Here is an 11,294-nt window from a genome sequence, read left to right as displayed (position 1 = left end):
TTTCTTCATCCTCCTAGCTCCCATTAGAGTTTCAAAAGGGAGATTTTTATCTCCCTTTAGTTATAACTTATTTTTTCACTAATTCATATAAATTAATGAATTCTTCTGCCATATCTAAAACTGTCATTCCGTTCATTAAATGGTCTTGTGAGTGAATTAATAAAACTGAAATTTCATTTTTTGAACCATTTGCTTCAGCTTGAATTAAATTTGTTTGGAAACGATGAGCTTTATTCACTTCAGCACGAGCTTCCGCTAATAATTCTTTTGCTTCTTCAAATTTTGCTTCTTTAGCTAATGAAATAGATTCCATGGCCATGCTACGTGCATTCCCTGCATACATAATAATTTGAAAACAAACTTCTAAAATTTCTTCTGCATTCATATCTCTTTCTCCTATCTAATCTAATTTATATTGTGTAATAAAATTGCAATAGCTTCCCATTAATCCAGCATCATTTAAAAACTTACATCGATCAATTTTCACATAGTCTGTTAAATCTGATGAGAAACTTGGTGTGTAGGAGCTAACCCTTTTCGTAATTTCTTTAATCAATCCATCTTGTTGAGAAATTGCACCACCAATTAAAACTTTATCTGGATTTAGAATATAACAAATATTATAAATCGCCATTGCTAAACTATCATAAAACTTATCAATGTTATGTTGGCATATTTCATTTCCAAGCGCTGCGCGTTTGAAAAGTTCAACTCCATCAATTTCTTCACCTAACTCATTTACTGTTTTCTCAATTAACGCTCGAGTTGATGCATAGTTACTTAAGATATCATTTTCTGGCATTGAAGATTTGATTCCATGAATAAACATGAAACCAAACTCTCCCGCCATAAAACGATTTCCATTATAAATTTTATTATTAATAATAATTCCGCCGCCAACACCTGTTCCAATTGTTAAACAAACAATATTATCGTATCCTTTTCCATTACCGAGTGTATGTTCCGCAATTGTTGCACAATTTGCATCATTTTCAACTGTTACGAAAAGATTATACTTTTCTTCAAAATATTTCTTTATGTTTAGACCATTGAATCCATCAATAATATTGCCTGACTCGATCACACCTAACTTTGTATTTACAAATCCAGGACTACTAATCGTAACACCTATAATGTCATAACGCATTTTATAATCCTCAATGACACGGCACATTTCCTTCAAAACATCTTGTCCATTATGAATATTTGTTTTAAAGTAACTCTTCTCTAGAATTTGTTTGTCGATACTTAAAACGGCGTATTTAACATTGGTTCCTCCGATATCAAAACAAACAATTGATTTCAAGATTTAGAATCCTCCTTGCTCTGATAATTCTTTAAACCAACGACCACTTTTCTTAATTGTACGTTTTTGTGTTGCTAAATCTAATGCAATTAATCCATAGCGATTTTTGTAAGAATTCGTCCAAGACCAGCAATCAATGAATGTCCATAAATGGTATCCACGGCAGTTAGCCCCTTCTTCAATGCCTTTATGTAACCATGCTAAATGATCTTTAATGAATTCGATACGATAATCATCTTCAATAATACCTTCAGCATTAATATATTGTTCTTCTCCTTCGACACCCATTCCATTTTCTGAAATATAGAATTCAATATTTCCATAATTATCTCTTAAATTGATACAGATATCATAGATTCCTTTTTCGTAAATTTCCCATCCACGGTATGGATTCATTTTACGACCTGGCATTTCATAGTTATCAAAGAACCAGTCTGGCATGAATACATCTTTATTAACTTCTGTTTCTTTTGCTTTAATACGACGTGGTTGATAATAGTTAACACCTAAGAAATCAATGGTATTATTTTTAATGATTTCTAAATCATTTGCTTCGTAAGTTGGTAATACATCATTTTCTTTTAATAACTCAACTAAGTCACTTGGGAATTCACCTTTTACTGAAGGATCTAAGAAGCTACGATTAAAGAATAAATCAGCAATATGAGCTGCTTTTACATCTTCAGCATTTTCAGTTGAACGTGGATAAGATGGCGTTAAGTTTAAGACGATTCCGATTTTTCCATCTTGTCCTAAAGCTTTATACGCTTCAATAGCTTTCGCACTTGCTAACATTGTATTAAATCCAACTTGTGCAGCACGTTTTCCATCGATTACATTTGGATAGTGGAAATCATATAAATATCCACCTTCTACTGGTACGATTGGTTCATTGAATGTTGTCCAATGTTTAACACGGTCTCCAAATAACTCAAAACATTTTTTCGCAAATGCTGCATAAGCATCAACTACTTCACGGCTTTCCCATCCACCAATTTCTTGCATGCACATTGGCATATCAAAATGGAATAAGTTCATAATTGGCATGATTCCTTCTTCTAATAAGGCATCAATCACATTATTATAGAATTCTACTGCTTTTGGATTAACTTCACCTACACCATTTGGAATTAAACGTGCCCATTGAATAGATGTTCTAAATGAATTGTGTCCTGTTTCTTTTAATAATTTGATATCTTCTTTATAGTTTGAATAGAATGTTGATGTATGTTCTGGTCCTACACCATTATGGAAACGTTCTGGTTGAATTTCAAACCAATGATCCCAAATTGTTTTACTCTTTCCATCAACATCTGCACTACCTTCACTTTGTGGTCCTGATGTCGCAGTTCCCCACCAAAATCCTTTTGGAAATTCATATTTTAAAGTCATAATAATACTCCTCTTCCTTATCAATTTTAATCTAATTAAATCAATTAAATCCTTAATCTTAGACTAAGGACTTAATTGATTTTTATTTTTTATTCTTCTGTTTCAAAGCTTTTTTCTTCTATAACATTACGTTTATCTAATGCTTTTAAGAATGGGAACCATACGACACCCACGATAAGCATTTGAACGATTTGTAATAATCCACCACGTAAAGAGTTTGTTGCTAGCATTCCACTGATAAATACTGGTGTTGTCCAAGGAACAGCTACACCTGTTGTCGATGGAACTAATCCACTAGACATTGCAAAGTAAGCAACTGATGTTGCAATAATTGGCGCTAAAATCCAAGGAATTGCAATAATCGGATTTAATACAATAGGTAATCCAAAGATAGTTGGTTCATTAACATTGAAGATTCCTGCTGGTAATGCTAATTTACCTACTTCACGTAACTGGCGGCTCTTCATGAATGCTAAAATCATAATTAATACGATTAATGTCATTCCTGTTCCACCTAAACCAACTGTGAATGTTTCCATGAATTGTTTTGTAACAACATTCGGTACCTCTAATCCCGCTTGGAATGCATTAAAGTTTTCAAGTGATAATGTATTCCAAATTGGGTCGATCACTGAGTTAACAATAATTTGTCCATGTAATCCAAAGAACCATAAAACTTGAATGGCAAATACTGCGATTAAAGTCGCTGCCAATCCTTTACCTAAACTTGTTAAAGGTGTTTGAATAATTTCATAAATGAAATCATGCACATTTCCCCATGGTGTAAATGTAAATCCAATACGAATTAATAAGAAAACAGATAACGTCACAACAGCAGGGATTAAAGCAGCAAATGATTTTGAAACGGCTGTCGGTACTGATGGTGGCATTTTAATGATCCAGTTTTTCTTAACGACTTTAGCATATAACCAAGCAGCGAAGAATGAACCGAACATTCCAACGAACATTCCCTTCGCACCAAGACGATCAATATTGAATACACCATTTAACATTTCACCTGTATCTCCAATTGGAGCATCAAATGGTGTTAATAAGAAGAAGGCTGTTAAAGAAATTGCAGCACCGAAAATAGGATCTACGTCTTCTTCTTTACTAAAGTAATAACCAATACCTAAACAAATGAAGATTGTTGCAATTGACATTGTCGCTGTTGATGCTGGAATTAACGCATTTTGTACAGCGGCTAATCCTGTATCTCCCAATAATTTATTTAAATACGGGAAGTTAGCAATGATTAACATAATTGAACCAAAAATAGTCATAGGAAATGCTAACATGAATGCATCACGTAAAATTTTTAATGCCTTATTGTTATTTAATTTTTCACCTATAACCATAATGGGTTGTTCAATTTTTTCAAAAAGATTCATAGTCTTTCCCCCTATAAGTTATTTCAGATGGTGTTTATTATTTATTATTAATTAAATCCATTGCTTGTTTTAAAACTGCTTTTCCATCGCAACGTCCATAACTTACTGGAGCAATAACTTCAACCGGGATATTTAATTCTTGCCCTTTTGGCGCATATTTAGATTTTAAGAAACGCATTTGAGGACCAAATAATAAAACATCTGCTTTTTGCATTTCAGCATCTACTTCACTTTGTCCAACTGCCCAGATTTCAGCTTCAATTCCTTGTGCTTGCGCAGCTTCTTTCATCTTGTTTACTAAAAGACTAGTTGACATTCCTGATGAACATGCTAATAAAATTTTCATATTTATCTTCCTCTCCTTGATAGGTGGCTATGATTAATATTTGTACCTACCTATTTGTTTTATGTCTATATTATAGCACTTTCATTTTGTTTTGCAAGTGTTTTCTTTTTGTTTTTTTATAAAAATAAAGCTGTTTCATCTTTAGTTTACCCAAATAGGCTTATAACTATATTTATATTTTGTTGTGAACTACTTCTAAAAAATAAAAAAAAACGCTAGTTTAACTAGCGTTTTTCACCTAAAAAAGCTGCACCGATAATTCCCGCATCATTTCCAAGCGTTGCAACTACGATATCTGCAAATTTTTCATTTTTATATAAAATATGTTTTCTAATTTCAGTGTCTAAGCCATCCAAAATAATATCGCTTGATTTAGAAACTCCTCCACCAATTGCAATAATGTGAGGATCAAGGGTATTGATTATACCCGCAATCCCAATAGCTAAATATGACTTAAATCGTTGAATAATTTGTTTAGCTATTTTATCTTCCTCTCGATAAGCATCAAATACCATTTTTGCTGTAATAGTCTCTAGTTTCCCCTCACATTTAGCATAAATTGAGGTATTCTTATTTTCCGCTAATAAATGTTGGGCATATTTAATAATAGCTGTCGCTGAACAGAAAGTTTCAAAGCACCCGTTATTTCCACAATTACAATTAAAATAATTTTCTCCAATCACAACATGCCCAATTTCTGAGGCCATTCCATGAGCTCCTGTAAATGGAATTCCATTAATAATAATTCCTCCACCAACACCAGTTCCAAGTGTTAGCATAACAGCGATAGGATGTCCTTTCATACTTCCAAAATGACTTTCTGCAATAGCTGCTACTGTTGCATCATTTTCAACATAAGTATTAACAGTTGGGAACATTTCTTTTAGCTTATCCACAATATTAACCTGGTGCCATCCAAGGTTAACACATGTTACTTCACCCTTTTGATTGATAAAACTAGGAATTCCAACACCAATCGATCCTATTTCTTGCATCGTTAAATGAGATTCATCTAATAAACTCATGACAAGATTAAAAATATCTTGCATAACCTTATCAAAACCAGCCTCAGAATCTGTCACACAATCTCTTTTCACTATAATTTCGCCAAATTCATTGACGATTCCTGCTTTAATTCCTGTTCCTCCGATATCAATTCCAACAAACTTCATTCTCAAACACACCCCTATTAGAAATTAGCTAATTTTAATAATTTTGTATTTTTATAATTATGAATGACCTTAGATACCTCAAATACAGTTCCATTCGTTAAAAATACTGTATTTTCAATTACTAAAGTCGGATCATTTTCTGATAATTGTAATAACTGTGCCGATTCACTATCCAACTTATCAGCATAAATAATCTTATCTGCAAATCCAATGCTCAATTTTAAATCATTGATAATAAAACTATAAATAGACCTATGAGCAATTTCTTCGCTCATATAAGGAATCACATTTTTATTTAAATAAGTATATTCAACCGCAAATGGCTCCTCGTTAACATATCTTAATCGTTCTAAGAAATAAATATCCGTTCCAACATCACACTTCATCTGTTTAGCTAAATCTTCATCTGCATTAATGACCATGAGATTTATTAATTTGCTTTCAATTTTTTTATCAGGAAAATCTCTCGTAAGTCCTTTTAAATTTTCTAAACTCACATAATCTTGTAATGAAGCCTCTCTAATAAAAATACCACTACCTTGCACTTGGTAAACATAACCTTTATTAACAAGCATCGCAATGGCCTTTCTAATTGTTGTTCGACTTACCTGATATTTTTCAATTAAATCTTCTTCACGAGGTAATTTTTTCACTTCATTATACTTCCCCGAAAGTAAATCCGCTTCAAGTTCTGATACTATTTGCTTATATTTTGTACTCATAAAATAACACCTTCTGCCTCAAATATCTTAAATACATTATAACAAATCAAATATAGGTTTACAAATTATAATCAGAAAACACTTTTAAATTAAATGATATAGATCCTATTTCATCTGTTATAAAACGAAAAGCTGGATAAACTTATCCAGCTTTCGTTTTATAATAAATCTAGTAAATTATTTTCTAAAATATATTCCTCTAAAATCCAGCCATTCTCATAAATTTCAGTCGCAGCATCAATTCCGACATAGCGTAAATGCCAGGGTTCATATTGATAACCCGTTAATAACGTTTTATCCTCTGGATATCTAATAATAAAACCAAATCGATGTGCATTCTCAGCTACCCATTTCCCTTCTTCTGTTTCACCAAACTCAACCGTTAACTCTTCATTAACAGAATCCGATGTAATATCAACTGCGAGTCCCGTTTGATGTTCACTATGACCGGCTCTTGCACTATAGGTATCAGCTGCTTCTCCACCATCTGTAAAAACATATCGATCATATAAGGCAACTTGAGTTACATATGAACGATATCCACTGCGGGCTGTTAAATTATAACCATATGATTTGGCGACAATAAACATTTGCTTCAGTGCATCCGCTGCAGATTTTCGTAAGTAATTAGACTCATTAGTGCTATCCCTATTATAAAGAGGAACTTCTAGTAACACTAAATCATCTGGTTCATACTCATCAGATAAGCGATAATTCTTATTGACTAAAACCGTTAAATTTTCTGGATTGTTAACCCAGACAATTTTTTCATAGAAATTTCCCATCACAAAGGCATGTAATTCTTCCTTTTTATGATTAAAGTAATTCACAACACTTAATCCTACTACAAAAAATAAGACAGTTGAAATTACCATGAGTCTAAGTTGTTTTTTCGAACAATATTGATAAGCCAATTTAATCACCTACCTCAATTCAAATTTTTTAATTGATTTATTATGGACCATTTATTTACCTTTATTTCAACTTTTTAAAAATTCGTGTCACAAAAATCACCTTTTGAGCGTTATAAGATTGTAAAGAAAATTTATTCATTTAATGCTACACTTAAATTTAACGTATGACGAAAGGGGAATGAATGGTGACTCATGAACAATTAAATGCTTCATTCTCAGATGGGGGAGAAATCGAGTTAAATGAAGCAATCACCCTATATGGCCAAAATCTCATGAGATATTGTCACAATATTTTGTGTGATTATCATGAAGCTGAAGATGTCGTACAAATGACATTTGTTAAAGCTTATCAAAAAAGGCATCAATTTAGGAGCGGTAGTTCATTATCTGCTTGGCTTTATCGTATTGCTTATCATCACTGCATGGATATTCTTAGAAAGCGAAAGCTTCTCTTCTTTCTCCCAAAGCAAGAAAATGATCATCACATGAGTGAAGAAGTTAAAGAGGCATTAGCAAAGTTATCCACAATGGAGCGCGCGTTAATTTTCAACCGCATTATCGAGGAGCGTGACTACAAAGAGCTTGAAGTTATTTACAATCTGCCCGCTGCCACGCTTCGTAAACGATATGAACGTGCAAGGAAAAAGTTATCTGAACAATTAATTGAAACTTTACCAAATGGGAGCGTGATGATGAATGAAATTTAATACCCAAGAACAACAACTAAGACAATTACTTGAGCAGATTGATACACCAAAGGTCGACAACTTACACGAAAAGGTTCACCAAAGACTGACTCAAAAATCACCTTTTTCTAAAGGACTAAAAATGACATTAGCCACTTGTCTTTGTCTATTTTTAGCACTTCCTGTTGCTGCCTCAACTCCAACTTTTCAAAAGCTCGTCTATCTTATCAGCTCTGAAATGATTGATGCCCTTCAACCGATTAATTTAGTGAGCGAAGATAATGACATCAGACTCGAAGTATTAGGCGCGTTAAATGATGAGGAACAAGTCGTTATCTACCTCACACTACAAGATTTAAACGGAGATATCTTAGATGAAACACTCGACATTTACAATTACACACTTGATGGAGTCAGTATTTTAAATATACAAACCATTGATTACAATAAGGAAACAAAAACAGCAACCCTTCGCTTACAAGGTAACGGTGGAAAACACCTAAACGGAAAAAGCATCCGTTTTGGAATTCAATCATTCTTAACCAATAAAAAATTCTATGATAACATGGATGTTCTTTTAGATTGGAATGAACTGTTATCCACAACTCCCGAAATTATCACGTTGGGTGAGCATGATTCCTCAGGTGGTAGTGGTCTGATTACAGTGAATGACACAGCTATTCAAGTGTTAAAACCTAATCAAATGGACATTAAAATTCCAGGTCTTGATTTCGTAACCATTACAAATGTTGGTTATGTCAATAATCGCCTTCATATCCAAACAAGATGGCTAGAAGATAACATCGATGATCATGGTTATTTCTATTTCACTGATTCATCTAATCGTAGAGTCAATAATAAAAGTTGGAGCATTAGCTATGGTGTTAATGAAAACAATGAAACTGAATATGGGCGTATCATGACAGAATATATATTCGAAATCTCTCCAGAAGAACTTTCCACTTTCAATCTCCACGGAGATTTTGTTTCAAATGATACTTATACTGAAGGAAATTGGAATGTGAAATTCAAACTAGACTCAACAACTGAGATGTTTACTCAAAAAACAGATATTAAACAAGGGAGCACCACAGTGGCTGAAGTAAAAATTTCTCCTCTTGGAATCACGTTAAATATCGTAGGAGAATTAATACCTGAAGATTGGCAAGTTTCTTTAATTTTAAAAGATGGCGCTAGAAAAACACTTTCTTCAAGAACTTCGATGACCATTCAAGATGAAACAACATTAAAGTTTTCTGATCCAACCTTATTAAAGCTTGAAAATATTGAAGCTATCCAAATCAATGACACGATAATCCCCCTACCAGAATAGGAGAACATCATGCTAACTATCTTTTATACCTTTATCGGATTATTCATCCCCTGTCTCCTACTTGGAACACTACTCTACTTACTTGTCGTTCTTTGCCTATGGTTCACTAAAAAACGACAATACTTTACCTTCAAAAGATGCCTTATCGAATTTACATTTTGTTGTTATTTGATTGCCCTCGCTAATCTAACTGGACTTTTTAACATTAGACTTTCTTATTTCTTCAGTTTTCATGCCACACCTAACCTAATCCCAATCCTCAATACACTACGTGAAGTTTTTGAGTACGGACCTTACGTTTTAAAACAAGTTTTCTTAAATGTTGCCCTATATGTTCCATTTGGAATATTAGTTTCACTATTACTAAGAAAACCTACATTACTTCAACTCCTACTATTAGCTGGATGCACATCCTTACTAATAGAAACTCTACAATATTTTGGAGGACGATTTGCTGATATCGATGATTTACTTTCTAATATAATAGGAGCCTTACTCGGATATCTTCTGATCAAACTCATCAAAAAAGCCATTGACTAATCAACGGCTTTTTCTTTTAAGCAATATATTGTTCAATATAATTAGGAATCTCTTCAGGATTTAAATCCAAGATAAATCCTAATTCTTCATTCAATAACTTTTCGGCTATTTCAAAAACTTCATCATCACTTTTATTTAATCGTGTTCCTTTAAAATCTTCTAAAGTTCGATATGAGTAAATTGTCTTGACAATCGTGATTAAGTCACTACAATTTCCTTGCTTCACCATACATCGGAATTTCTGGTTTCGTTCTCGATCATCTTTTATCCATAATAATTCTAAATCAGGAATTCCTTGAATTAATTGATTTACTTCATCCTTTGAATGAACCATTCTGATAGTCTCATTACCGTGCGCAACAGAAACTTTAATTGTCATTTCCGGTGAAGAAATAGGACTTAAAATATAAAAGGACTGTGCCGGATAATTTAGAAAACATTCTTCCTTAATTCCTTTTACCTTACATACCCCTGTTAATCCATATACAATATAGTCATCAATTCTGAACATTTTAATCACGTCACCTTTCTCACAACTTATCATTGCTTTAACATTCTTAAAACCGAACTTGACTGTATTTAGTTGGCTATTTCATTACTTTAAAAAAAATAGAATGTAAGAAAAGTTTTCTAAAGTAAATTGCACCTCTTATCTATTATATACCATTGGCTCTATAAAAAATGCCTATTTTCGTAATTACTAGGGAAAAAAAGTTATTATACGTCACATGATTTAATAAATTGTTCTCATAGAAAACTCTAAATAATACATTCTCCAATATAAGTGGGAACATCATCTGGATTTATATTTAAAACAAATCCAAACTCTTCATTTAGTAATTTTTCAGCTATTTTAAAAATTTCATCATCATTTTTATTTAATCTTTTTCCTTTATAGTTATCTAAATATTTATAGGAATAAATGGTTTTAATAACAATAATCCACTCATCACAATTTGCATTTCGTAACATCTGACGAAATAGATTGTTTCGTTCACGTTCATCAAAAATCCATAATAACTCTAAATCAGGTATTTTCTGAATTAACTCTTTAACTTCATCCGTAGAGTGAATAGGTCTAATATTTTTAATCGTATTTAAAACTGGAATCTTAATCGTCATTTGAGGTGAAAAAACAGGCTCTAATACATAAAATGATTGCTGAGGATAATCTAAGAATTTTTCTTCTTCAATTCCAATCACTTTACAAACTCCCGTTAGCCCATACATAATATAGTCATTCATTCTAAACATTTTTAATCACGTCTTCCTTTCTGACTGTATCTCGTAATGATGTCACTTCTATTTTATCAGTTTTTCAAAATTGGATGTAAGCAATAAATTTTCTACTCTTCCTCTTTTTCTACTTCATTAGACATCAAACACAATCCAAACAATACATTTTCGACTTTAATTGACAGAAACACTATCATCCTAAATCGAAAAATGTCTGCCGAGATAAATTTCTTAAACATATAAAAAATGAACCCTA

The 11,294-nt window shown here is 32.5% G+C and carries 13 protein-coding genes; 3 read left to right on the top strand and 10 right to left on the bottom strand.

Annotated elements, in window-relative coordinates:
* Positions 1–67 precede the first annotated feature (67 nt).
* The 8 genes from HMPREF9402_RS12040 to HMPREF9402_RS12005 all read right to left on the bottom strand — a co-directional run bounded on the left by HMPREF9402_RS12040 (position 68) and on the right by HMPREF9402_RS12005 (position 7,252).
* Entirely contained in the window at positions 68–385 is a 318-nt protein-coding gene (locus tag HMPREF9402_RS12040; protein WP_006783849.1) for a PTS lactose/cellobiose transporter subunit IIA, read from the bottom strand.
* Between the two features lie 15 nt (positions 386–400).
* Positions 401–1,306, bottom strand: coding sequence for an ROK family protein (locus tag HMPREF9402_RS12035; protein WP_006783850.1), 906 nt, complete (start codon positions 1,304–1,306; stop codon positions 401–403).
* A gap of 3 nt (positions 1,307–1,309) precedes the next feature.
* The gene (locus tag HMPREF9402_RS12030) at positions 1,310–2,698 is read right to left on the bottom strand and encodes a glycoside hydrolase family 1 protein (RefSeq protein ID WP_009607465.1); all 1,389 of its coding nucleotides are present in this window, start codon (positions 2,696–2,698) and stop codon (positions 1,310–1,312) included.
* An 89-nt stretch (positions 2,699–2,787) separates the two neighbouring features.
* Positions 2,788–4,089 (bottom strand): PTS cellobiose transporter subunit IIC, encoded by a 1,302-nt coding sequence (gene celB / locus HMPREF9402_RS12025; protein ID WP_009607463.1) that lies wholly within the window; start codon positions 4,087–4,089, stop codon positions 2,788–2,790.
* Between the two features lie 37 nt (positions 4,090–4,126).
* Positions 4,127–4,435, bottom strand: a complete 309-nt coding sequence (locus tag HMPREF9402_RS12020) for a PTS sugar transporter subunit IIB (protein ID WP_006783853.1) — start codon at positions 4,433–4,435, stop codon at positions 4,127–4,129.
* 224 nt (positions 4,436–4,659) lie between these two features.
* On the bottom strand, positions 4,660–5,607 hold the full coding sequence (locus HMPREF9402_RS12015) for an ROK family protein (RefSeq protein WP_009607461.1): 948 nt from the start codon (positions 5,605–5,607) through the stop codon (positions 4,660–4,662).
* Positions 5,608–5,624: 17 nt separating this feature from the next.
* Entirely contained in the window at positions 5,625–6,329 is a 705-nt protein-coding gene (locus tag HMPREF9402_RS12010; RefSeq protein WP_006783855.1) for a GntR family transcriptional regulator, read from the bottom strand.
* Between the two features lie 158 nt (positions 6,330–6,487).
* Positions 6,488–7,252 (bottom strand): M15 family metallopeptidase, encoded by a 765-nt coding sequence (locus HMPREF9402_RS12005; protein ID WP_238526664.1) that lies wholly within the window; start codon positions 7,250–7,252, stop codon positions 6,488–6,490.
* A 176-nt stretch (positions 7,253–7,428) separates the two neighbouring features.
* Between HMPREF9402_RS12005 and HMPREF9402_RS12000 the strand changes: the two genes are divergently transcribed.
* Genes HMPREF9402_RS12000 through HMPREF9402_RS11990 form a run of 3 tightly spaced genes read left to right on the top strand, consistent with a single transcriptional unit; the run spans position 7,429 to position 9,802 of the window.
* Positions 7,429–7,950, top strand: a complete 522-nt coding sequence (locus HMPREF9402_RS12000; RefSeq protein ID WP_425598133.1) for an RNA polymerase sigma factor — start codon at positions 7,429–7,431, stop codon at positions 7,948–7,950.
* The gene (locus HMPREF9402_RS11995; protein WP_009607462.1) at positions 7,940–9,262 is read left to right on the top strand and encodes a DUF4179 domain-containing protein; all 1,323 of its coding nucleotides are present in this window, start codon (positions 7,940–7,942) and stop codon (positions 9,260–9,262) included. Before HMPREF9402_RS12000 ends, HMPREF9402_RS11995 begins: the two co-directional genes overlap by 11 nt.
* Positions 9,263–9,271: 9 nt before the next feature.
* Positions 9,272–9,802, top strand: a complete 531-nt coding sequence (locus tag HMPREF9402_RS11990) for a VanZ family protein (RefSeq protein ID WP_006783859.1) — start codon at positions 9,272–9,274, stop codon at positions 9,800–9,802.
* Positions 9,803–9,818: 16 nt separating this feature from the next.
* Here HMPREF9402_RS11990 and HMPREF9402_RS11985 read toward each other — a convergent pair whose 3' ends face one another.
* Together HMPREF9402_RS11985 and HMPREF9402_RS11980 are read right to left on the bottom strand one after the other, a co-directional pair.
* Positions 9,819–10,313 (bottom strand): CarD family transcriptional regulator, encoded by a 495-nt coding sequence (locus HMPREF9402_RS11985; RefSeq protein WP_006783860.1) that lies wholly within the window; start codon positions 10,311–10,313, stop codon positions 9,819–9,821.
* Positions 10,314–10,561: 248 nt separating this feature from the next.
* Positions 10,562–11,056 carry a CarD family transcriptional regulator gene (locus HMPREF9402_RS11980; RefSeq protein ID WP_009607464.1) on the bottom strand — a complete coding sequence of 165 codons (495 nt, stop codon included), beginning with the start codon at positions 11,054–11,056 and terminating at the stop codon, positions 10,562–10,564.
* Positions 11,057–11,294: the final 238 nt, after the last annotated feature.

This window comes from Turicibacter sp. HGF1, from assembly GCF_000191865.1.
In the GTDB taxonomy this organism is placed as follows: domain Bacteria; phylum Bacillota_I; class Bacilli_A; order MOL361; family Turicibacteraceae; genus Turicibacter; species Turicibacter sanguinis.
Note: the sequence above shows the minus strand (reverse complement) of the source record. Positions and strands in the feature narration are given on the sequence as shown.

Coding starts and splice junctions, on each gene's coding strand:
- HMPREF9402_RS12040 (WP_006783849.1), bottom strand. CDS start 385: ATGAATGCAGAAGAAATTTTAGAAGTTTGTTTTCAAATTATTATGTAT.
- HMPREF9402_RS12030 (WP_009607465.1), bottom strand. CDS start 2,698: ATGACTTTAAAATATGAATTTCCAAAAGGATTTTGGTGGGGAACTGCG.
- celB (WP_009607463.1), bottom strand. CDS start 4,089: ATGAATCTTTTTGAAAAAATTGAACAACCCATTATGGTTATAGGTGAA.
- HMPREF9402_RS12020 (WP_006783853.1), bottom strand. CDS start 4,435: ATGAAAATTTTATTAGCATGTTCATCAGGAATGTCAACTAGTCTTTTA.
- HMPREF9402_RS12015 (WP_009607461.1), bottom strand. CDS start 5,607: ATGAAGTTTGTTGGAATTGATATCGGAGGAACAGGAATTAAAGCAGGA.
- HMPREF9402_RS12010 (WP_006783855.1), bottom strand. CDS start 6,329: ATGAGTACAAAATATAAGCAAATAGTATCAGAACTTGAAGCGGATTTA.
- HMPREF9402_RS11995 (WP_009607462.1), top strand. CDS start 7,940: ATGAAATTTAATACCCAAGAACAACAACTAAGACAATTACTTGAGCAG.
- HMPREF9402_RS11990 (WP_006783859.1), top strand. CDS start 9,272: ATGCTAACTATCTTTTATACCTTTATCGGATTATTCATCCCCTGTCTC.
- HMPREF9402_RS11985 (WP_006783860.1), bottom strand. CDS start 10,313: ATGTTCAGAATTGATGACTATATTGTATATGGATTAACAGGGGTATGT.
- HMPREF9402_RS11980 (WP_009607464.1), bottom strand. CDS start 11,056: ATGTTTAGAATGAATGACTATATTATGTATGGGCTAACGGGAGTTTGT.